Raw genomic sequence first — 19,660 nt, 5'->3', positions numbered from 1 at the left:
CGTTCCGGGCTTACCGGGCGGGGTTTTTTCATGCCCAAGATCAGGGGGATTCAATGTCAGGTGTTGACGCCATGCTGTCCGCTGCTGCTGCGGACGTTGGCTATAAGGAGGGCCCGAACAACAAGACCAAGCACGGTGCTTGGTACGGGCTGGATTACAACCCGTGGTGCGATATGGCGGTGTCCTACTGGGCACAGCAGAGCGGTAACGCTGCGGTGGTCGGCAGGTTCGCGTACTGCCCGAGCCATGTGAATTGGTTCCGTGCCCGGGGTCAGTGGCTCGGCAAGAATGCCGCGGTTAAGCGCGGGGACATCGTGTTCTATTCGTGGGACAACGGTCCGGTCGCCGATCACGTGGGCATCGTCACCGCGGACTCTGCCCCGGGACAGAACGTCGCCACCATCGAGGGGAACACGTCCTCGGGGAACTCGGGCAGTCAGGGCAACGGCGACGGTTGTTACCGGCGCACCAGGTCCCGGGCGTCCGTCCTCGGGTTCGGCCGTCCCGCCTACTCGGGGAGCTCGTCCGGCGGGGGCTCGTCCCCCTCGCGGGCCCGGGTGAGCATCGGCGGTCTGTCGTACGGCTACGGGGCCAAGGGTGAGCACGTGACCCGTGTGGGCCGCGCGCTGGTCGCCAAGGGCTACGGCAAGCACTACGCCGAGGGTCCGGGGCCGACGTGGAGCGATGCGGACACGCTCAACTACCGGGACTTTCAGCGCGCGTTGGGCTACGTCGGCGCGGACGCGAACGGGGTTCCCGGACCGGCCAGTCTCGCGCGGCTGCTCGGCTCGACCCCGGGCAAGCCCGCCGCCCCCAAGCTCGCGCCGTTCCCGGGCACCGCGTGGTTCAAGCGCAACCCGCGGAGCCCGCTCGTGACCGCCATGGGTCGCCGGCTGGTGGCCGAGGGGTGCGGCCGGTACGCGTCCGGCCCGGGGCCGCAGTGGACCGACGCGGACCGGCAGTCGTACGCCGCGTGGCAGCGAAAGCAGGGGTTCGGCGGGGCCGACGCGGACGGCTGGCCCGGAGCAAAGACGTGGGCGGACCTCAAGGTCCCCGCGGTCTGACCACGGCCCGTAACAGCGGTCCCCCTCGGCGGGGACCAGCTCGGGAACGCAAACGCGCACCCGTTCACACACAGCAACTCTCAGGGGGAACAACCATGCAGTTCGTCAAGACCCATCCGGCCCGTATCTATGCGGTGCTGGTGGCTGCTCTCGCGCTCGTCGTGCACTACGTGCCCGAGCTTCCGTCCGCTCTGATTCTCGGCCTCGCTGCGGCCGTCCTCGGTACCGGTGAGGCTGTCCAGCGCACCGAGGACCGCAAGACCGCCGGAGCCGGCGAGGGCGACCAGGCCGACACGTTCGACGAGCGCCAGGGCGACGACCAGGCCGACGCGGGCGAGCTGTCCGCGTGAGCTTTCGGCACGTCGCCCTGATGGGCCGAGCGGGGTCGGGGAAGGACTCGGCAGCCGCTCGGCTCGTCTCGGCCCACCAGTTCGTTCGCGTCGCGTTCGCCGACCCGCTCAAGGACTCGGCGCTACGGCTCGACCCCATCGTTGGGGCCGAGGGCACGTCCCACGGGGCGCTACCGATCCGGCTGTCTGACGTGGTGCGCCGGTACGGGTGGGACCGCGCGAAGAACAGCTATCCCGAGGTACGGCGCACGTTGCAGAACCTCGGCGAGAGCGTCCGGGCGGACGACCCTGATTTCTGGCTCCGCATGGCGCTGGACAAGATCTCGACCGCCGACCGGTGGTCCCTGCCCGTGGTCGTCTCCGATGTGCGCTACGCGAACGAGGCGGACGCACTGCGGTGCGCGGGGGCGCTCATGGTCCGCATCGAGCGGCCCGGGGCGAGCGCGGGGGGCGAGGCCGCGCGGCACGTCTCCGAACTCGACCTAGACGCGTATCCGGCGGACGTGACGATCCCGAACACGGGGACGCTCGCCGACCTTGACGCCCTGGTGGACGCGCTCGCGGTCCGCCGCTGACAGCAGCGGTGACGGGGTGGCGAGAGTGACCCCAACTTCCTTTCTCTCTTGGTTTTTCTAGTGGTACCAAACCAATAGAGAAAGTCGTCACTCCGTCACCCCCTCGCCTCGCTGACCGCACCAAATCAAGCAATCCCGAGGGGGGATCAACCATGTCCGGAACCATTCGGACGATTCAGCGCGGGGGTTCACGGTGGTACGTGGACCCGGAGACCGCAATCAAGTACCCGGGTGTTACCAGCATCGTCGGCATGTTGCCCAAGCCTTTCCTTGTCTGGTGGGCCGCACGGATGACCGCGGAAGCGGCGGTGTCGAACCTTCCCGCGGTGGCGTCGATTGCCGAGCGCGACGAGGTGGGGGCCGTGGACTATCTGCGGAATGCCCACTCGCGGTACACCAAGCTGCGGGCCCGTATCGGCTCGGACGCTCATGACCTTTTCGAGCGCATGGCGAGGGGCGAGGCCATCGGCCGCGTACACCCGGACCTAGAGCCGTACCGGCAGGGGTTCGCCGAGTTCCTGGAAGTGGTGCGCCCCGAGCTGGTCCGTGCGGAAGACATTGCATGGTCGGACACCCACCAGTACGCGGGCTCTTTTGACGCCATTCTCCGCGTACGGCTCGGCGAGGACGGAAAGCCCGACCACGTGTCCGGCGAGTGGCACACGCTGATTGTGGACTGGAAGACTTCCAAGTCCACTTATCCCGATGTCGCGTTGCAGATGGCTGCCTATGCGCACGCCGACAAGATCGTTGCCCCGGACGGGAGTTCCGAGCCCATGCCGGAATTTGACGGCGCGGCAGTTCTCCACATCACCCCGGATGGGTGGGCTTTCAAGCCTGTTCGTATCGACCCCGAGGTTTTCGACATCTTTCTGACGCTGCGGAAGGTGTTCACGTGGGACCGCGACATTTCTAAGACCGTGATCGGCCGTGCGATTGCCGAGAGCGCCCGCCGGCTCATCACCGGTACGCAGCGACGCGCTTAACCGACACCCACCACACCAGGGCGGGCCGGACCTAATCGGCTCGCCCTTTTTCATGCCCAAAATCAGCAGGGGGACCAACCACCATGGCTATTCGCATTTTCGAGACCGACCCGAACGCCAAGCCCAAGCAGTCGTTTTCGGATGACACCGTTGGGCGTTTCCACGGCGGTAAGCAGGAGAACGGTATTCCCGTTGCGCTTGCCGAGTGGCGCGTGACGACCGGCGACCCGGAGGTTGCCGACGCTATCGCTCAGCTCATGGGCGGTACTGCGGTCGAGACCGATTCCACGTCGGAAAACTTTATCGAGATCCTGACCGAGCGGGATAAGGTCAAGGTCGTTCTTTCCGGCGCGGGCGCTATCACGTCCGACCTTAAGCTGTGGAACGGCTCGTCTCTTATCCACCACTGCGACGGTGTGGAATTCCTTTCGCCCGAGGAGGACAAGGGGAAGCCGTGCCGCTGCCCCGCTCTGATGGAGGACCGTAAGGCCGCTGCAAAGGCCAAGCGGGGCCCGTCGCCCTCTATCTCGGTCACGTTCCGCATTGCCGAGGATTACGACCTTGGCCTGTTCAAGCTCCAGACCGGTTCTTGGAAGCTCGCCGAGGTTCTGCACGAGGTTGAGAACGCGCTCGACCGTGTGGGCGGTGAGGCTCTGTGCTCCATTGAACTTGAGCTGGTGGAGTTCACCACGAAGAAGGGCCGCGACGTTTCTTACCGCAAGCCGGTAATCCGCGTTCTCAAGTCCTTCAACGATGCTATCGCCGACGCGCCGAAGTCGCTCTAACAGCAGCCGGCCAGGGGGCTCCGCACTTATTCCGGGGCCCCCTTTCCCTGCCCTAACAAGGGGACGCAATGCCCATTCTTGAGCTGTGCGCGGGATACGGCGGGCTCGGCCTCGCGGTCGAGCGTCTGACCGGTGACCAGGTGCGATACGTCGCCGAGACCGATCCGGCAGCCTCGCAGGTTCTCGCGGCACGCTATCCGCACGCGCCGAATCTCGGCGACATTACACAAATCGACTGGTCCACCCTCGCGGGGGAAGTGACCACCATTACGGCCGGGTTCCCGTGCCAAGACATCAGCATTGCCGGAAGGGGGGCGGGAATCAATGGGTCGCGCTCGGGTATCTGGACGCACGTCACCGATGCCATTCGCACAATTCGACCAGGGCTCGTGTTCCTGGAAAACGTTGCAGTCATTCGAGGCCGCGGAATGTCCGACGTTCTCGGGGAGCTGGCCGAGATCGGGTACAACAGTCGGTGGTGTTGCTATCGGGCATCCGCAATTGGTGCCCCCCACCACCGAGACCGTTGGTTCTGTCTCGCCGTGCCTGAAAACCCCGACCGCAAATCTTGGGACGAATGGCGGGGCGCAACACCCGCACATTCGTACTGGGAAACTCCCCTCGCGGGGGGGGGGGGGGGGGGGGGGAATCGGCGTCCGCACGCTGCCACCCTCGCCGATGAAGCCTGCTACCTATTGCCCTACTCCAACCGCCTCCGACTCGACGGGGGGCCCGGGGAATTCCCCGAAGCGGACGGGCGGGATGAATCTGCGGACGTTCGTCATTCTCCTTCCGCATGGTGGGGCGAGTTCCTGCCCGCAATCCGCCGATGGGAAGAACTGACCGGCCATCCTGCCCCCGCTCCGACCGAGAAGGGGCCGCGCGGTGGCGTCCGCGTAACCGCCGAGTTCGCCGAATGGCTCATGGGCATTTCGGGATGGGTGACCACTGTTCCGGGGCTCAGCCGGCGCGAACAGCTCAAGGCCATTGGCAATGGCGTTTGCCCGCCGCAGGCTTACGCGGCATTTCGACACCTACTGACGTACAGCGATATTCCGAGGGGGACACATGGGGAAGCGGGGCGTAATCACGGACTACGCGGGCGAGGAACTGTATCCGGGGGACCTGGTCGCGTATGCGGCACGGCAGGGGAACCGCGTACGGCTCGCCGATGCCGTGGTGAAGCGGGTAACGGCGCGCATCGAGAACGGGCGACTCCGGCCGATGCTGCTCGTTCGGCCGACCGGAACTGAGTCCGGATTCACTAAGCGCCGCTCTCTGCGGGCCGAGTGGATTTCCGCCGAACATGTCCGGCTGATCGTGCCGGACGTATCGGGCGAGCGAGACCACTAAACCAGCACGACAACGGAAGGGCCGGACGTACCCGCGGTGGTGCTGTCCGGCCCTTTTTTCATGGGGGGAAATAGATGATTTACGAGATTAGCGCCGAGTCTGCACCGCCGATCGGCGATATCCGCGAACTCAGCGCCGGGGACGACCTTTACCTAATGCCTGGGTGGAAGGAACGGCCCGACTGGATTCGGTATCTCGCTGCGGCTGCCCATGCCATGGCGCGGGGCTGTGTCATCCACCAGGGGGCCGACAATGGCTAACCCCAACAAGACCAAGGGGACCGCGTGGGAGTCCGCGGTACGCGACTACCTGAATGCGTTCCTCGGCATGGTGGACGCGCACGGCAAGTTTCTCGACCCGATGAACGGGGCGAACGTCCGCCGAGCGGCACAAGAGGGCGCTAAGGACGTGGGCGATATCCACGCGGCTCCGTTCGTGCTGGAAGCGAAGAACACGGCAAGTCCCGCTGTACCGACGTGGATTCGACAGGCCGAGATCGAAGCGGTGCACGCTGGATTTCCTTTCGGCGTGGTCGTGCGGAAGGTGCGCGGGTCCTCGGTCGCCATGGGCCGCGTGCATGTGTCGGTCCGCACGTGGACCCGAATTCGGCTCGCCCTCGGTATGCCCACGGATGAGTTCACGGCGCTCTACGGCTGGTCTGTCTCGCTGCGCGGGCTCGACACGTCGCGTTGGTACCTGACGACCACGCTCCGGGACTTTGCCCACCTGGTCGGCGACTACCGCCGCAACGTCCCCTCGGGGGTGAGCGCGTGAGGTTCGCCGATCTGCTCGGGCGGTTCTCCGGGGTGACCAGCGAGCCGGACGGGGGCTATGCCGCACTGTGCCCCGCTCACTCCGACTCGCGCCCGTCGCTGCGGCTGTGGCGGGGCGAGGACAACAAAGTCCGCTTGACCTGTCGGGCCGGTTGCGACACCGCCGACGTGATCCGGTCCGTGGGGCTCGACTGGTCCGCACTGTTCGACGTGACCGGCCCGGGTGCCACGGTGTCCGCCGAGCGCCCGCAGCTCGTTCCCGTCGCGCTGACTGCTGCGCTCGCCGCGTACGCGGACCGTGCCTCGCTCGCCCTCGGAACGTTCGCCGGCGAGTGGCCCGAGCGGGCCCGGACCTACCTGTCCGACCGGTTCGGGCTCGACCTGGACACCGCCGCGGAACTCGGGCTCGGGGTGGACCACGGCGACCAGGCCGAGGACTTCCCCTATCTCTCCCGTGCCTACCGCGCGTTTGCTCGCCTGACCGTGCCCCTGCTGGGGTTCGACGGAACGACCCGCGGGCTACAGGGGCGGGACCTGACCGGCGAGTGTCCGGGGCGGTGGCTGTCCCTGGTCAACCCTCGCGGTCACAGGTGGGCCCCGTACGGCGTCATGCGCGGTCAGGGCGGTTACGGCACGGTCCTGGTCACCGAGGGCCCCGGGGACGGTCTCACGGCCGTTGCGGTGGGCTATGACGCGGTGGTCATCCGTGGTGCCTCGCTCGCCGGCTCGCCCGAGCTGGTTGCCGAGTTGGCCGAGGGTCTGCGCGGACAGCTCGTCGTCATCTGCGGGGACAACGACCGCGCGGGCTCGGGTTTCTCGCAGCGTCTCGCCGAGGGGCTGACCGCCCACGGGGTCACCGCGTACGTGCTTGACATCCCGCACCAGGGCGACGACCTGACCGACTGGCGTGCACGCGACCCGGGCGGTTTCCCCGCCGAGCTGCACCGTGCCGTTAAAACGGCTCGCCCTGTACGTCAAAGCGAAGACGTACAGGCCGACGAGCGGTCCGCCGAGTTGGCGACCCGGACCGGAGCCGACTCGGTGACCCGGGGCGAGGGCAGCGAGGCCGCGCGCATCCTGTCGGACCTGGTGACCACGTACGGCGAATCGGATGCCATGAATGCACATGCACTTGTGGCATTCAGCAACGGCAACATTCGGCACGCTGCGGGGCTCGGTTTCTATACCTGGAACGGCGCGGTATGGGTCCGCTCGGACATGCGGGTCCGGCAGGAAATCCACCGCATGGGGGCCGCTCTCGTCCTCGCCGGACAGAACCAGCTAGCCCGTGGTTTCACCATGACCAGCCGCATTGACGCGCTGCTGACCGAGCTTTGTTCCGTGCCGAGCGTGTCCATTGAAGCCACGGATTTTGACGACCGGCCCGACCTGTTGAATTTCAAGAACGGAACCGTGGATCTCCGCACGGGCATTATGCGCCCGCACGACCAGGCCGACCTACTGACGTACGGGCTCGATATCAACTACAACCCCAACGCGACCTGTCCCCGATGGGAGGCATTCCTAGAAGAGATCTTCCCGGGGATGCCGGACATGCCCGCGTACATTCAGCGGCTCGTCGGATACGGGGTCAGCGGGCACACCACGGAACAGAGTTTCGGTGTGCTGTGGGGGAAGGGAGCCAACGGTAAAAGCGTGCTGGTGGACACCCTCACATCCGTATTCCGCGCCATCAGCCGCACCACTCCGTTTAGCACGTTCGAGGAACGCAAGAGTGGTTCCATTCCGAATGATATTGCGGCATTGCGTGGCGCCAGGCTCGTTATGGCGTCCGAGGGCGAGTCAGGCAAGGCCATGTCGGAATCAATCCTTAAGCGAGTCACCGGTAAGGACATGATCTCGGCTCGGTTCTTGCGTCAGGAATTCTTCGAGTTCCGGCCGTCCTTTCTGCTGCTGCTCGCCACGAACCATAAGCCGAAATTCAAGTCGCAGGATGAGGGGCTGTGGCGCCGCGTGAAATTGATTCCTTTCAAGCGCTGGTTTGCGCCCGCCGAGCGTGACCCCGCGCTAGATAGGAAGTTGCTCGCCGAGGCCGAGGGAATCGCCGCGTGGGCGGTCCGTGGGGCGGTGTCCTGGTACCGGGACGGCCTGAGAGACCCGCAGGTCATCACGGGTGCATCGCAGGAGTACCGCGAGACCTCGGACCCGCTCGCGGGCTTCCTGCCGGGTGTTCTGGAGTGGGCCGACGAGTCCGTTTCCATGACTGGCAACGATTGCTTTAACACCTATCTGGATTGGTGCGAGGCCGAGAATTTGCCCGCTAAGGAGAGATGGACCCGGCAGGCGTTCTATTCGGCAATGGAGGAGCGGGGGGCGACCAAGAAGCGAACCAACAAGGGTATTTCTCTGGGCTGCTTGCGTCTCGCCGACGAAAGTCCCGAACAGGTCGGCCCGGGGATTTTCGGAAAGTAGCCCACATACGTACGGGGCCGTTCACCTTGACCAGGTGGGCGGCCCCCCTTTTTTGTTTCCGGGGGAAGCATGATCACATACCGGCACCAGGTGGCCGGCGAGCCGGTAACCGTCCACGTGCCCGAGACAACGGAAGACCTCGGCCAGTTCTGGAAGTGGCTTTACCGGGCACGGGCACGGGGCCCTGTCGCCATCGACACCGAGACCACGGGTTTGGACATATTCAGCCCCACGTTTCGGCTCCGCACGGTTCAGTTCGGCGACGCGTCCGACGCGTGGGTAATCCTGTACGAGCGGGGCGGATATCACGAGTCGTACGCCCGTGACGCGCTCTTGCGCTGCCGGGAAATCCTGATTCACAACGCGTCGTATGACTGGCTCGTCCTCGGACAGACCGCAGGCATTCCGCTGGAAGACCTCGCGCCGTGGACGACAGACACCCGCATCCTTGCGGCGCTCTGCGATCCGAGGCAGCCCCAAGAGGGCGGGATAGGAACCGCGCTCAAGCCTCTATCGGCGAAATGGGTGGACCCCGCGGCCCCGGATACTCAGGGCGGGCTTACCAAGGTTTTCAACTCACTCGGATTCACCAAAGAGACCGGATGGGCGGGAATCCCGCTCACGCACCCAACTTTTTTGCTCTACGCCGGTCTCGACGTGATCCTGACGGCTCGGCTCGCCCCGATTCTGCGGCGGGAACTCGCGCGGCTCGGCGTGCGCCCCGAGCTGGTCACGTACGAGCACGAGATAGCCCGACTCTGCGCGGTCATGCAGCGCACGGGGCTGCTGGTGGACCAGGACTACGCGGCCCCGCTCGCTCGCCGGCTCGCCGAGGAGTCAGCGAAGTACAGCGCCGTTGCGGCCCGGTACGGCGTCGTGTCGGTCGGCAGCCCCGCACAGGTGGCGGAAGCACTCGGGGCCATGGGCGAGACGCTGACCGAGCGGACCGACGCGGGCGCGCTCAAGGTGGATAAGGCCGTCCTGTTGCCCCTCGCGGACCTTGACCGGGACTGGCAGCGCATCGGGGCCCGCGAGCCAAACCCGTTGGCCTACGCGGTACTTCGGGCCAAGAGGGCGAAGAAGTGGGGCACGTCGTACGCCGAGCGGTTCATGAACAAGCTGTCCGCCGCGGGACGCATCCACCCGACGATCTCGCCACTCGCGGCACGGACAGGACGTATGTCCGTGACGGACGGGCTGCACCAGCTACCGAGTTCGGACCACGTGATCCGCCGCGCCATCCTCGCCGAGCCCGGACACGTCATGATCTCGACCGACTTTCAGGCAATCGAAATGCGAGTCTTGGCAGCCCTCGCCGATGTCAAAAAGATGAAAGCGGGCTTTCTCAGCGGTGGCGAGAAATTCGATATCCACGCCTATACCGCCCACCTGATCAAGGGCGACGCCTTCACCCCGAGGGACCGCAAAGTGTTCAAGGGGGCCGGATTCGGAAAGGTTTACGGGGGCGGTATCACGACGATTGCGAGGCAGACCGGTGCCACGGAATCGGAGATTGCGCAAGCGGTCGCCGCCTATGACAGGGCTTTTCCTGAGATCAAACGCGCGTCCTCGCGGTGGCAGCGTCAGGCTTTCCAAAACGGCATGGTGTTTGTCTCGGCCACGGGTCGCCGGCTTCCGCTCGACAGGGACCGCAGTTACGCCGTGGTCAATTATGCCTGTCAAAGCGTTGCCCGCGATGTCCTCGGGCAAGCCATGCTGAATGTCGAGTCTGCCGGTCTGCTCGAATACTGCCGCCTTCCAATTCATGACGAGCTGTTGGCGTCAGCGCCGGAAAAGGAGGCAAAGGAGGTTGCCCGCGAGTTCGAGCGATGCATGACGTGGACGCTCTACGGGGTACCCATTGAGGCTGCTGCCGAGATCGGCGGACGTTCCTGGGGCAGCCTTTACGGGGCCGACTACTAGTCACACCCTGTGCGCGTTACCCGCAGAAATCAGGCACCGAGAGTAGCCGAAAAGAGAACGAGTAAGACCAACGAAAAGCCCTCGCGGTTGTGCCCTTTCGGATCACGGATGGGTCTCCCTCGGGGGCCCTTACTCATTCTGAGGAGGTACGTACGCCGCTGCTAGATCATCCCTAAGTATGACGCGGGGCACAAAAAGTCACACGGTGTCACCGAAAAGTCTCGACTCGGGTTACGAACCCCGAGGTACGCCCCACTCTGTACCGGTAAGTCTGTAGTAACACCTTTGCCGTACCCCTGCATTCAGGCGAAACCTTGAATGCAGCAGCGAAGCGGCAATGCGCAAGCCCCGTCCTGCACCACCCGGGACGGGGCTTTTCTATGCCCTTTGCCATGCGCATTGGTAAGTGTTTGCGGGGCCTTTCGGGGCCCTTCCACGCCGTTCCGGGAATCCGCTGGTCCCTACCAGGGCCAACAAATCCCACTCGGAACGGTGCCCCTCTTGACTCAGCTCACGCACGCCCAAATTGCCGACGCCAAAAACAACGACCTGGAAGCGGTCGCATCGGTGATCAGGGAAACCGAAAATCTCGTACAGGGACGGGCCCGCAGGTTCGCCACCACGGGCAACCACACAGACACGGACCTGGTGGAAGACATGGCACAGGTCGGGCGTATAGCGGTCTGGCAAGCAATTGGCGATTTCGCCGGTAGCGACCCCGCGCAGTTTATCGCCCACGTTGACCAGAGCATTACCCGTGCCATGGCCGACGCTAGGCGCGAGACGACCCGCCCCGGGATAAGCATCTACACCGCTAAGCGATTCGAGAAGGCAATATGCCTCGCAGCCGGCGACCCGTACGAGGCCGAGCGGATAGCAACATCGGACGCCATGGGCGACGAGCCGTTGTCCCCCGAACTCGCTTACGCGGCTCGGCTGTCATGGCTCGGCATGGACTCGCTGGATCGCCCGTTCAACATGAGCATTGCGGGCCCTAACATCACCCTCGGGGACGTGATCGCGCAGGAATGCGGGATGCCCGCGGACCTGGTGGAGTCGGCAGACATCGCAAGCCACCGCCGCCGGGTGGTCCGCGAGCAAGTCCACCGCGTTCTAGGGCTGTTGAGCGAGCGGCAGCGCCACGTACTCAAGGCAACGCACGGAATCTCTCCGGTCCCGCAGTACCGGGCCGGGGTGGACGATCCCGAGTTGGCCGACGAGTTGAACGTGACGCCCTACCAGGTGCAGCAGGCACGCACCAAGGGGCAGAAACGATTCTCCGAGCTGTACCGGGCGGGGGCACAGGCATGGTGACCCTGACGACCAGCGACGGCGGGACTGTCCGAATCACGCGGTGCGGGGCCCTGGTGGACATCCACGTCCGGGACGCCGAGGGGCGCACGGTCGCCACCGTGACCCGCCGAGCCGGCGACGCTGCGCTACTACTCTCCGTGGGTACTTCCTTGACAGAGCGTCGATTCCCTTACGGCGTACGGAAGTTCACAGAATCCGGCAAGGACACCCTTAGTTAGGTCACTCTAGGTAACGGCCCTCCGCTTCGGCGGGGGGCCCTTTGTCATGTCCTTCAACAAACTGTTGCATCCTACAAACTTCAAGATCTCGTCCCGACTTGTGCAACTAAATGGCTGGTCGGGACGTCGAACCCACTGGTAGGTATGGACTGGACCAGGGGTAAACGGTGACGTGGGTCACAGCCGAATATGCCCTTCCGGAAACCGAACGTCTGTACTAACGTCGCAGCATGGTTACGCACCGCAAGGAGTACCGGGTACAGACAAGGGTGATCGTGCCGACGCACGAGGGGAACAACGGGGGAACGAATGAGGGTCTGTGGGGCGCGTGCCCCGAGCTTCCGGCAGTGCTCGGGGAGGTGCGAATCAGGTCGTGCGACGACCTGTCCGTTGCCCTTGACGCACACGGGGGGACCGTCGCGCGGCTGCTGCGCGCCATGGCTGGATACAAGTGGTTCCGGGTGCTTGCCCGCGACCGCCACACGGAAGGGCTCGCCGGCTCGGTGGAGTGGGTACGGAGCCCCGAAACCGGTCTGTGGGTCCAGTGGGACGAGCCATGGACAGCGTGCGCCTACGGGCAGCACGAGCCCGCCGCAACCATGCTGCTGGCCGCGTGATGGCGGCCCGGACGTTCGTCCTCGGGCGCGAGGACAGAGACGACGCGTGGACCGAAACGCAGCGGTTCGCCGCGGTGCTCGTCCGTCACCGGATCACCGAGCGGTACGGGGTCAGCGTGCACAAGGTGCCCGGACGCCGCGGAGCGTGGGGGGTCTACCTCACCGACCGCACGCCCGAGCTGGGGCCGCCCCCGCTGCTCGTGATCCGCGCGTTCCGTAGCTTCGGCCTCGCTGCTTAGCACACAAGAGCCCCGCCGCTCCAGAGGGAGGGGCGGGGCCTGTTCTGCGCGGCCGTGGGCGGCCGTGGTACGTCAGCCGTGCGTACGGGCGAACGTGACCAGCCCCGCCCACTGGTCGGCCGTGAGCGTGAGGTGGGGGCCCTCGGGGTCCTTGCTGTCCCGGACCAGGTAGTCACCGGAAGCGGCAGCGTGCTCGGGTGCCCACTCGATGCATTGCCCACCGTCGCCACTGCTGTAGCTGGACTTGACCCAACGAACGGGCCCGTCCGCGTTGTTGCTCATTGTGCGTACTCCTTAATCGCTTCGCGTAGTGCGCCGAAAGTCTTCTTCGGGGACAGTGCATCGGCGCGCAGACGCTCGTACCGCTCCGTGCCGGTAGCCACGACGCCCGCCGAGTCGATGACGCGCCCCAACCCTTGCGCCTCCGAGTACAGGACGGGGGCTTGGTCGTCGTTGTCACCGAACGTGAGAAGCGTAAAGGGCTCCGCGGCGCTTGGTGCACCCGAGTCGTACGGGAGCACTTGAACTTCAACGTTCGGCGTCTGGGCGACGGTCAAAAGGTGCTCCATCTGCCCGAGCATCACAGCGCGCCCGCCTACCTGGCGACGCAAGCACGACTCGTCAAGGATGACCCACAACAGGGGCGGGTCCGGGCGCTCAAGGACGCTTCGGCGCTGGAGTCGTAGCCCCACCTTTTCTTTGATCATGTCGTCCGTGTCCCGCGGGTGAGCTGCGCGGAACAGCGCTTCCGCGTACGCCGGAGTCTGCAAAATGCCCATGATCAGATACGCCGAGAAGTCGAGTACCTGCGAGGCTCGTTCCTCTAGTCGCAGGTAGGGGACGAACCACTCAGGGTGGCCGTACGACGCGATACGCGCGAGCGTCCGCACGAAGTAGCCGGACGTGTTGAAGAACAGGTCACAGCCCTCGGCGAACTCCGGGGAGGCTAGCGCCTGACCGTTCTTGACCTTGCTCACGTACGGGGGTTTGTAGCCGGTGGCCCTGGCTAGCGCGGCTCCCGTCTTCCCCGAGTGTCTGAGAGCTTCCTCAAGCTCGTTTCCGAACCACTCCAACCCGTTTGCGGGCCCCTCTGGCTGCTCGGTCATGTGTTCAACTCCCCACCTTTCCAACTGTTTTGGAAACACGTCAGACCTGTTGAGCGTACCGCCGGGGCGTCACTGTAGGTGGTGTACCGATTGCAACTCCGAACCCCCCGGAACAGAGGTACCCCCATGCCCGAAGCCTTGACGAGCGGCAGGACGAGCGGACCCCGGCTCGAACCGGTCGCCCGTGCCGACTGCCGTATCTGCACCGCAGCGAACCGGGGCCGTTCGGCGTCGCGCATCAACGGCAACGACGGCGGGGTAGAGCAGTACAACGCGATCATCGAGGGGCACCCCCACCGCGGGGACCAGGCCAACGCCGAGCACCAGGGCGACGACCAGGCCGACGCGGGCGAGGAGTCCCCGTTGATGGCCACCCTTCGGGAGCGGGTCACCGAGGAAAACGGACTGCGCCGAGACTTCCGGGCCTGGGTCGGCCCGTGAGCCTGACCCTGCCGTCCGGCATCCTGCACCCCGACGTGACGGGCGTCCCCGAGCCGGCAAGCACCGACGACGGGAACGGCTGGACGTGGGGCCCGTGCTGGGGCTGGTGCGACCAGGTACGGGCGCGGGTGCTGTGGCTCGGCCCCGCACAGACGACCGGACACGTTGTCGCCGATCTCTACTACTGCGGACCGTGCATCGCTCGTCTTCACGACCGGATCGTTGCCCATGCTCGCGGGGCCGTACCCGTCCAGCCCGTCACGGCCGAAGTTCTGCCGCAGCGACGGACGGGCCCCCGACACAGGGGGCAGCGAGCGGGACTGTTCCGGTAGCCCACAAGCCCCCGCCCTGGTCGCGTTTCGGTTCCCCCCGCCGACCAGGGCGGGCCCCCACCGCCAACGAACGAGAGCACTGGAGTAACCCCGATGCCCAAGCGCACCCGCGCTCAACTCGCCGAGTCCCGAGCAAAGTTCGTAGCCGCTCGCGCCAAGGTGACCGAGCGGTACACGAACGGAGAGTCCGCCGCATCACTGTCCCGCGCGTTCGACAACGTGGGCGAAAAGTGGCTCGCGGACCAGCTCGACACCTGGAAGGTTCCCCGCCGGGACCGGAGCGCTGCGGCGGTCTCCCGTGGCCCCGGGGTTCCCCCGCTCCCCGAGGGCGCGAGGCCCTGACCTGACTTCCCCCCTGCCCGCAAGAGTGGGCGACCCCGCTCGGCAGGGGGGCAACCGTGACCCGTCGCATGTGGAGAGGAGGTAAGCACATGGACCCGGAGATCATCCCCGGCACGTCCGAGGAGGACGACGCCCCGACGGTCGTCGAACTCGGTGACGCCGCCGCGCTGACGCGTGGTAGCTCGTCGTCTTCGACGGAGTCGAAGCAGACGCCGTACAGCTAGACCAGCACTGAGGCGGCCCCCCGCGGGAGAGATCCCAACGGGGGCCGTCCCCGGTTTCACGGTGGAAGAGGTGACGAAATGGAAGACCGCAAAGCACGGTGGTATGGCGGGCGCGCACCCGGCAGCCGACCCGCCGTAATGCCCGCGGGGGCGCGGGTGCTCTGGCACGACCCCGCGCTGTGGGTCTGCGGAGACTGGCAGCCCGAGCACGTCCGGACCGTGGAACTCGGCTCCGCGCGAATCGCCGTGCTCGGCCCGTGCTCGGCAACCATGCACGACATTGCCCGTGCTCTCGCGGCCCCCGATTTGGCAACGGTCGCACGGTCGTGGGCGGGCTCGCACACCGTTGTACGTCTGACCGAGCGGGGCCGCGTGGAAGTCCTCGCGGACACGGGGGCAGCCTCGCCCCTCTACACGGTCAGCACGCCGGACGGGCCGGTATGGGGGTCCAGTTCGCTCGCTCTGTCCCCGCTCGCCGGCGGACGTGTTGATACCGGGTGGCTCGCCGCGTATCTGCGGGACAAGCACAGCCCCGCCGCGGACCGTAGCGCGTGGGCTGGTGTGACCCCGGTTCCGGCGGGTCATCTGCTGACGCTCGACGCCGAGGGCGGACCGTCACTCGCCGCGTGGTGGGAACCGGCACGACGCACACCGCGCGAGGCATCGACAGCGCTTCGGCTCGCCCTCGGTGAAGGGGTCCGGGTACGAGTGGAGGGAGTTCCCGCGACTACCGATCTTGCGGGCATGGACTCAACCACGGTTGCGTTGCTCGCCGCGCAGTACGGGCCGATTACGGGCATGACCGCGCATCCGGCGGGCATCACCAGCGGCGGAGATATGCGGTACGCGCAAGCGCTGAACGTCCCCAACCTGACGCGGAGCCCGTTCCCGCTCGGCGCTCGACACCTGCCCTTCGCTGCAACCGACGTGCCGTTGCCCGCAACGGACGAGCCGGCCCCGTCATCTGCGGTGTGGGCGATGTTCTCGGACCAGCTCGGCACGATGGCCGCTGCGGGCTCCGTCTGCCACCTGACCGGCGACGGCGGGGACAACCTTTTCTTGTCCATGCCCGCGCACCTTGCGAGCCTCGCCCGTAACGGGAACTGGCTTCGCATGATGGGGGACGCGCGGGACTGGGCTCGGCTCCGTCGCCAAAGCCCCCGGCCGCTGGTCGCTGCTGCACTACGAGGCAACGCGTACCGGATCGGCCGAGCGGATTTCGGGCGGCCCAAGTGGCTCGCTGCGCCTGTACCGAGGGTGAGCACCACCGCGGGCCCGGACGCCAACAGGGCATTGGTTGCCGAGCTGCGCACGGTGGCGCGGTCGGCGTACTCGGAACTTCAACTCGCGGACTCGCTCGGCCTCGCACTGGGCAACCCGTACTTTGACGGCGCGGTCCTGGACGCGGTGGTCTCGGCCCCCATCGAACAGCGGTACTCGGCTAGGAGGTATAAGCCGATGCTTGCCGACACTTTCGCCGATCTGCTGCCGGACGAGCACCGCACCAGGGCCGCCAAGGGGCTCATGGTCGGCGACTTCCACCTAGGGCTACGCAGGAACCGGGCCCGCGTGCTCGGCCTCGCGGACGGGCGTCTAGCGGCTCTCGGGCTCGTCAACCCGGTGCCGTTGCGTGCGACGGTCCACGCGGCTGCCCTCGGCGCGGAGACGATTTGGCCTCCGCTGCTGTCCGTCCTCGCTGCCGAGGTATGGCTAGAGGCGGTCGAGCGGACGCCCGGGACCGAGTGGACGCAGACCGCGCCGACCCCGGTGGGTGCACTGTGAGCCGAACCAACACCGTGGTCGCCCGTGCCTCCCATGCATCCGTGGTGATCGACTACGACACGGGGGCGACCGAGTTGCGTCCGACGACCGAGGCGGTAACCGCCATGGGTGCGACGGTTGTTGACCTTCCGGAAACCGTCCTCACGTGGGGAACCGTCGAACAGTCCGCCGCCCCGCCCGAGCCGGCACGGATACCGATGCGGTGGCGGGTCGTCGCCGTGCCGGTCGTCCTCGCTACCGCCACCGTGTGGGCCGCCGGTCGTCGCCGGAATCGGTTCTCTCGGCTGGTGCGGCTCGCTCGCTCGGGGCGCGATTTGCCCCCGGCCACTGCCTCTCAGGCTCGCTACGCTGTCCGCGCGGTTCGCTGGGCTGCACAGCTCTTGCCGATGCGCTGGGCGTGCCTGGAGGACTCAACGGCTGCCGCACTCGTTCTGACGGCCGTTCGACGCCGCGCAGAGTGGCGGCACGGTGTAGCTCTCGACCCCGTACGGCTGCACGCATGGATTGCGGGCCCGGACGGGTCTCCGGTCGAGGAACCGGCGGACACCGCGCTGTATACGCCCACCTACACCCCAGACGGGCCCGGATCGGCACGGGCCACCAGGAAGGCACGACCGTGAGTGCACCGCACATCCTGTTGAGCGGCGAAACCCTCGCCCTCGCCATGCCCCGCGCGGACATGCTGCCCGAGTACCACAAGTGGGAGAACGACCCCGCGACCATCACGGGTTACGGAAACCAGTGGGCGCAGGCGTGGGAGGTTCGCGCCGCCGGGTACGAGCGGCAGCGCGGGAACGAGCGCTTCCAACAGTTCGAGGTGATCCGGCTGGACGACGGTACGCCCGTGGGCATGACGATCCTGGAAGTCAACAGCTACGTGCGTACGGCCGAGTTCGTGATGGTCCTCGCCCCCGAGGAACGTGGGAAGGGCCACGCGAGCGAGGCAACGCGGCTCACCCTGGATTGGGCGTTCCACCTTGCCCACCTACGGGCGGTGTGGCTCAAGGTGCTTGAGCCCAACAAGGCCGGAGCCCGCGCGTACGAGAAGGCAGGGTTCCGCCCCGCCGGTCGGCTCCGACGCTCGGGGTTCTGGCTCGGCGAACCCGTGGACGAACTACTCATGGACGCCGTGCCCGAGGACTTCCCCGGAAAGTCCGCCGTAGCTGCCGCACTCGGTAGCTGAGTCACTGCCCCTCGCGGTCCCGCTCGTCCACCTGCGGGCGGGGCCGCACCCTTCCCTGTCTAGGACCAGCCGACGTGTTGCAGTGCACCGCCTACCTTGCCGTTCCCGAGATCGACGCGTTAGAAGCGCTCGTCAACATGGCGGGTGGTCCCGCACAGCCGTTGGACGCGATGCCAACGGAAGGATTCCTGTTGTGCGAACTCGGCGAGCACGACCAGGACGCCGAGCACGCCGCACAGCTCTGGACCGCCGATGCACCCGCAGTACGGGACCTGTGGCTGTTCTGGACCGTCACGGCATCCGGCCGCGAACATCGGTTCGCCGAGCTGCCCCCGTGTCCAGCGCGGCACCGCCCCGAGTCCATCAAGCACGGTCGAGCGTGCGTGTTCTACGTCGGGCACCCCGCCCCGCACTCGTGGAGCGTCAAAGACCCGCTCGGGCGACTGCTGGACGAGATAGCCCGTCAGGAGGTGCGGCAGATGTTCACGGACGACCAGGACGACGCTCCCTAGTCGCCCTCGCTCGTCGGCTCGGCGGGACCAACGACGAACGTTCCCTTCCCCCACTGAGTCTCGACCGTGCCCCGCTCGCGCAGAATCCTGACCGCTCGGCGGGCGGTTTCCCGCGCGACTTTGTGACGCGCGCACAGCTCGGACTCTGACGGGATGCGGTCGCCCGGACCGATCTTTCCCGCCTTGATATCGGCGGTGAGCGCGTCCAGCACCCGCATATACGGAGCGTGCGGGGCGTGCGCGTCGGGCGAGTGCTCAGGCATGAGGGAGAGCGTAGACAAACGGCCAACCTTGGGCGACTTAGACAGGTAGACCACTTAGACAGGTAGACGAGTTAGACGAGTTGCCTTAGCGTGATTCCCCGAACACGAAAGCGCCCCGAGAGACCGATTAGGCCCGGTCCGCTCGGGGCTTGCCGAGACAGCTAATGGGAGCTGAAACGACCATGCGTGACTCTATCGCCCGTGCACTGCTGTGGGTCCTGCGGCTGCTGTTCCCCGCCCAAGGGAAGCGCCGAGCCGTACCCGTGCCCGCCCCCGAGCCGGCGACCCCGCCCCGCGTCATCTGCGGCCCGACCACACCGATTCCCGCCCATGTCCTCGCTCGCTCGATTCCGTCCCCGTGGCACCACCGCATAGGCCCGTGGCTGCTCGCCCGGGAAGCCGAGCGGACGCTAGAAATGCACGTGATCCGGGAACGTCGGCGCGCTGCCGTACTCGCCGTGGAAGGCGTGGACTACCTCTACACGTACGAGGGTGCCCCGTTCGGAGCCGACGCGTTCACCGCGCCCGTGCTCGCTGCTGCGGGGGTGTCGGCATGAACGTCCACGCTCGCGTTTGCTGCAAGTGCGGCAGGGACACGGAAGCGCCCGTGACGGTCGGGACCGTAGATCGCGTGAGCGGTCCCCCGTTCGTGCGCGTGGCCTGTCCTGACTGTGCCCCCTGGTGCATGGTCGGCCCCTCACACGAGGACACACAGAGCGCGCTAGACCCCCGCTGAACAGCGGATACGCAAGAAGTAAGCCCCGTCCGATCTGCTGATCAGGCGGGGCTTCCTGCTGTCCGGGGCGGGTCTAGATCCGATGTTCCGGGGGGTGTACCGTTTGAGG

23 protein-coding genes and 1 pseudogene are annotated in these 19,660 nt (G+C 66.4%); 21 read left to right on the top strand and 3 right to left on the bottom strand.

All coding sequences use genetic code 11. The annotated features are described in order from the left end of the window. Positions 1–53 precede the first annotated feature (53 nt). The 13 genes and pseudogenes from ACZ60Q_RS35065 to ACZ60Q_RS35005 all read left to right on the top strand — a co-directional run bounded on the left by ACZ60Q_RS35065 (position 54) and on the right by ACZ60Q_RS35005 (position 12,630). On the top strand, positions 54–1,064 hold the full coding sequence (locus ACZ60Q_RS35065; protein WP_469641617.1) for a peptidoglycan-binding protein: 1,011 nt from the start codon (positions 54–56) through the stop codon (positions 1,062–1,064). A 95-nt stretch (positions 1,065–1,159) separates the two neighbouring features. After that, positions 1,160–1,414, top strand: coding sequence for a hypothetical protein (locus ACZ60Q_RS35060; protein ID WP_469641616.1), 255 nt, complete (start codon positions 1,160–1,162; stop codon positions 1,412–1,414). Further along, a complete protein-coding gene (locus ACZ60Q_RS35055; RefSeq protein WP_469641615.1) occupies positions 1,411–1,989 on the top strand; it encodes a deoxynucleotide monophosphate kinase family protein in 579 nt (192 codons plus the stop codon). The genes ACZ60Q_RS35060 and ACZ60Q_RS35055 overlap by 4 nt, the downstream gene beginning before the upstream one ends. Positions 1,990–2,189: 200 nt before the next feature. Beyond that, positions 2,190–2,975: a hypothetical protein gene (locus ACZ60Q_RS35050; RefSeq protein WP_469641614.1), complete on the top strand. Its 786-nt coding sequence runs from the start codon at positions 2,190–2,192 to the stop codon at positions 2,973–2,975. Between the two features lie 83 nt (positions 2,976–3,058). Then, positions 3,059–3,760: a recombination directionality factor gene (locus tag ACZ60Q_RS35045; RefSeq protein ID WP_362124489.1), complete on the top strand. Its 702-nt coding sequence runs from the start codon at positions 3,059–3,061 to the stop codon at positions 3,758–3,760. A gap of 68 nt (positions 3,761–3,828) precedes the next feature. Then, positions 3,829–4,251: pseudogene (locus ACZ60Q_RS35040) on the top strand (DNA cytosine methyltransferase); the annotation flags it as partial. A gap of 577 nt (positions 4,252–4,828) precedes the next feature. After that, a complete protein-coding gene (locus ACZ60Q_RS35035; RefSeq protein WP_469641640.1) occupies positions 4,829–5,113 on the top strand; it encodes a hypothetical protein in 285 nt (94 codons plus the stop codon). 252 nt (positions 5,114–5,365) lie between these two features. Further along, positions 5,366–5,887, top strand: coding sequence for a hypothetical protein (locus tag ACZ60Q_RS35030; protein WP_469641613.1), 522 nt, complete (start codon positions 5,366–5,368; stop codon positions 5,885–5,887). Beyond that, on the top strand, positions 5,884–8,319 hold the full coding sequence (locus tag ACZ60Q_RS35025) for a phage/plasmid primase, P4 family (RefSeq protein WP_469641612.1): 2,436 nt from the start codon (positions 5,884–5,886) through the stop codon (positions 8,317–8,319). Before ACZ60Q_RS35030 ends, ACZ60Q_RS35025 begins: the two co-directional genes overlap by 4 nt. A gap of 69 nt (positions 8,320–8,388) precedes the next feature. Continuing rightward, positions 8,389–10,242 (top strand): DNA polymerase, encoded by a 1,854-nt coding sequence (locus ACZ60Q_RS35020; protein WP_469641611.1) that lies wholly within the window; start codon positions 8,389–8,391, stop codon positions 10,240–10,242. 501 nt (positions 10,243–10,743) lie between these two features. After that, positions 10,744–11,556, top strand: coding sequence for a sigma-70 family RNA polymerase sigma factor (locus ACZ60Q_RS35015; RefSeq protein WP_469641610.1), 813 nt, complete (start codon positions 10,744–10,746; stop codon positions 11,554–11,556). A gap of 655 nt (positions 11,557–12,211) precedes the next feature. After that, complete coding sequence (locus tag ACZ60Q_RS35010; protein WP_469641609.1) at positions 12,212–12,391, top strand: hypothetical protein; 180 nt, start codon at positions 12,212–12,214, stop codon at positions 12,389–12,391. Continuing rightward, positions 12,391–12,630 (top strand): hypothetical protein, encoded by a 240-nt coding sequence (locus ACZ60Q_RS35005; RefSeq protein ID WP_469641608.1) that lies wholly within the window; start codon positions 12,391–12,393, stop codon positions 12,628–12,630. Before ACZ60Q_RS35010 ends, ACZ60Q_RS35005 begins: the two co-directional genes overlap by 1 nt. Positions 12,631–12,702: 72 nt before the next feature. Here the strand turns inward: ACZ60Q_RS35005 and ACZ60Q_RS35000 are convergent, their stop codons facing one another. Next, positions 12,703–12,912: a DUF397 domain-containing protein gene (locus tag ACZ60Q_RS35000; protein WP_469641607.1), complete on the bottom strand. Its 210-nt coding sequence runs from the start codon at positions 12,910–12,912 to the stop codon at positions 12,703–12,705. After that, positions 12,909–13,736 (bottom strand): helix-turn-helix domain-containing protein, encoded by an 828-nt coding sequence (locus ACZ60Q_RS34995; RefSeq protein WP_469641606.1) that lies wholly within the window; start codon positions 13,734–13,736, stop codon positions 12,909–12,911. Before ACZ60Q_RS34995 ends, ACZ60Q_RS35000 begins: the two co-directional genes overlap by 4 nt. Before the next feature lie 126 nt (positions 13,737–13,862). Between ACZ60Q_RS34995 and ACZ60Q_RS34990 the strand changes: the two genes are divergently transcribed. The 7 genes from ACZ60Q_RS34990 (at position 13,863) to ACZ60Q_RS34960 (ending at position 18,552) form a co-directional block, all read left to right on the top strand. Continuing rightward, positions 13,863–14,177, top strand: coding sequence for a hypothetical protein (locus ACZ60Q_RS34990; RefSeq protein WP_469641605.1), 315 nt, complete (start codon positions 13,863–13,865; stop codon positions 14,175–14,177). A 425-nt stretch (positions 14,178–14,602) separates the two neighbouring features. After that, positions 14,603–14,851 (top strand): hypothetical protein, encoded by a 249-nt coding sequence (locus tag ACZ60Q_RS34985; protein ID WP_469641604.1) that lies wholly within the window; start codon positions 14,603–14,605, stop codon positions 14,849–14,851. Positions 14,852–14,940: 89 nt separating this feature from the next. Further along, complete coding sequence (locus ACZ60Q_RS34980) at positions 14,941–15,075, top strand: albusnodin family lasso peptide (RefSeq protein ID WP_469641603.1); 135 nt, start codon at positions 14,941–14,943, stop codon at positions 15,073–15,075. Between the two features lie 78 nt (positions 15,076–15,153). Beyond that, the gene (locus tag ACZ60Q_RS34975; RefSeq protein WP_469641602.1) at positions 15,154–16,857 is read left to right on the top strand and encodes an albusnodin/ikarugamycin family macrolactam cyclase; all 1,704 of its coding nucleotides are present in this window, start codon (positions 15,154–15,156) and stop codon (positions 16,855–16,857) included. Next, the gene (locus tag ACZ60Q_RS34970) at positions 16,782–17,477 is read left to right on the top strand and encodes a lasso peptide biosynthesis B2 protein (RefSeq protein ID WP_469641601.1); all 696 of its coding nucleotides are present in this window, start codon (positions 16,782–16,784) and stop codon (positions 17,475–17,477) included. Before ACZ60Q_RS34975 ends, ACZ60Q_RS34970 begins: the two co-directional genes overlap by 76 nt. Continuing rightward, positions 17,474–18,040: a GNAT family N-acetyltransferase gene (locus tag ACZ60Q_RS34965; RefSeq protein ID WP_469641600.1), complete on the top strand. Its 567-nt coding sequence runs from the start codon at positions 17,474–17,476 to the stop codon at positions 18,038–18,040. Before ACZ60Q_RS34970 ends, ACZ60Q_RS34965 begins: the two co-directional genes overlap by 4 nt. Before the next feature lie 74 nt (positions 18,041–18,114). Beyond that, positions 18,115–18,552, top strand: a complete 438-nt coding sequence (locus ACZ60Q_RS34960; protein WP_469641599.1) for a hypothetical protein — start codon at positions 18,115–18,117, stop codon at positions 18,550–18,552. Here the strand turns inward: ACZ60Q_RS34960 and ACZ60Q_RS34955 are convergent. Beyond that, on the bottom strand, positions 18,549–18,815 hold the full coding sequence (locus tag ACZ60Q_RS34955) for a winged helix-turn-helix domain-containing protein (RefSeq protein ID WP_469641598.1): 267 nt from the start codon (positions 18,813–18,815) through the stop codon (positions 18,549–18,551). The two genes, ACZ60Q_RS34960 and ACZ60Q_RS34955, sit on opposite strands and share 4 nt — an antisense overlap. Before the next feature lie 182 nt (positions 18,816–18,997). On the opposite strand from ACZ60Q_RS34955, the gene ACZ60Q_RS34950 reads away from it, so the two are divergent. Further along, on the top strand, positions 18,998–19,372 hold the full coding sequence (locus tag ACZ60Q_RS34950) for a hypothetical protein (RefSeq protein WP_469641597.1): 375 nt from the start codon (positions 18,998–19,000) through the stop codon (positions 19,370–19,372). Positions 19,373–19,660: the final 288 nt, after the last annotated feature.

The organism is Streptomyces sp. NPDC104313, assembly GCF_055583985.1.
The sequence above is the reverse complement of the archived record's forward strand: the minus strand, read 5'-3'. Positions and strand labels throughout refer to the sequence as shown.

Excerpts from the sequence above, each read along its gene's own strand:
- ACZ60Q_RS35065 (WP_469641617.1), top strand. The coding sequence starts at position 54 with ATGTCAGGTGTTGACGCCATGCTGTCCGCTGCTGCTGCGGACGTTGGC.
- ACZ60Q_RS35060 (WP_469641616.1), top strand. The coding sequence starts at position 1,160 with ATGCAGTTCGTCAAGACCCATCCGGCCCGTATCTATGCGGTGCTGGTG.
- ACZ60Q_RS35045 (WP_362124489.1), top strand. The coding sequence starts at position 3,059 with ATGGCTATTCGCATTTTCGAGACCGACCCGAACGCCAAGCCCAAGCAG.
- ACZ60Q_RS35035 (WP_469641640.1), top strand. The coding sequence starts at position 4,829 with ATGGGGAAGCGGGGCGTAATCACGGACTACGCGGGCGAGGAACTGTAT.
- ACZ60Q_RS35030 (WP_469641613.1), top strand. The coding sequence starts at position 5,366 with ATGGCTAACCCCAACAAGACCAAGGGGACCGCGTGGGAGTCCGCGGTA.
- ACZ60Q_RS35020 (WP_469641611.1), top strand. The coding sequence starts at position 8,389 with ATGATCACATACCGGCACCAGGTGGCCGGCGAGCCGGTAACCGTCCAC.
- ACZ60Q_RS35010 (WP_469641609.1), top strand. The coding sequence starts at position 12,212 with ATGGCTGGATACAAGTGGTTCCGGGTGCTTGCCCGCGACCGCCACACG.
- ACZ60Q_RS35005 (WP_469641608.1), top strand. The coding sequence starts at position 12,391 with ATGGCGGCCCGGACGTTCGTCCTCGGGCGCGAGGACAGAGACGACGCG.
- ACZ60Q_RS35000 (WP_469641607.1), bottom strand. The coding sequence starts at position 12,912 with ATGAGCAACAACGCGGACGGGCCCGTTCGTTGGGTCAAGTCCAGCTAC.
- ACZ60Q_RS34995 (WP_469641606.1), bottom strand. The coding sequence starts at position 13,736 with ATGACCGAGCAGCCAGAGGGGCCCGCAAACGGGTTGGAGTGGTTCGGA.
- ACZ60Q_RS34990 (WP_469641605.1), top strand. The coding sequence starts at position 13,863 with ATGCCCGAAGCCTTGACGAGCGGCAGGACGAGCGGACCCCGGCTCGAA.
- ACZ60Q_RS34985 (WP_469641604.1), top strand. The coding sequence starts at position 14,603 with ATGCCCAAGCGCACCCGCGCTCAACTCGCCGAGTCCCGAGCAAAGTTC.
- ACZ60Q_RS34980 (WP_469641603.1), top strand. The coding sequence starts at position 14,941 with ATGGACCCGGAGATCATCCCCGGCACGTCCGAGGAGGACGACGCCCCG.
- ACZ60Q_RS34975 (WP_469641602.1), top strand. The coding sequence starts at position 15,154 with ATGGAAGACCGCAAAGCACGGTGGTATGGCGGGCGCGCACCCGGCAGC.
- ACZ60Q_RS34970 (WP_469641601.1), top strand. The coding sequence starts at position 16,782 with ATGGCTAGAGGCGGTCGAGCGGACGCCCGGGACCGAGTGGACGCAGAC.
- ACZ60Q_RS34955 (WP_469641598.1), bottom strand. The coding sequence starts at position 18,815 with ATGCCTGAGCACTCGCCCGACGCGCACGCCCCGCACGCTCCGTATATG.
- ACZ60Q_RS34950 (WP_469641597.1), top strand. The coding sequence starts at position 18,998 with ATGCGTGACTCTATCGCCCGTGCACTGCTGTGGGTCCTGCGGCTGCTG.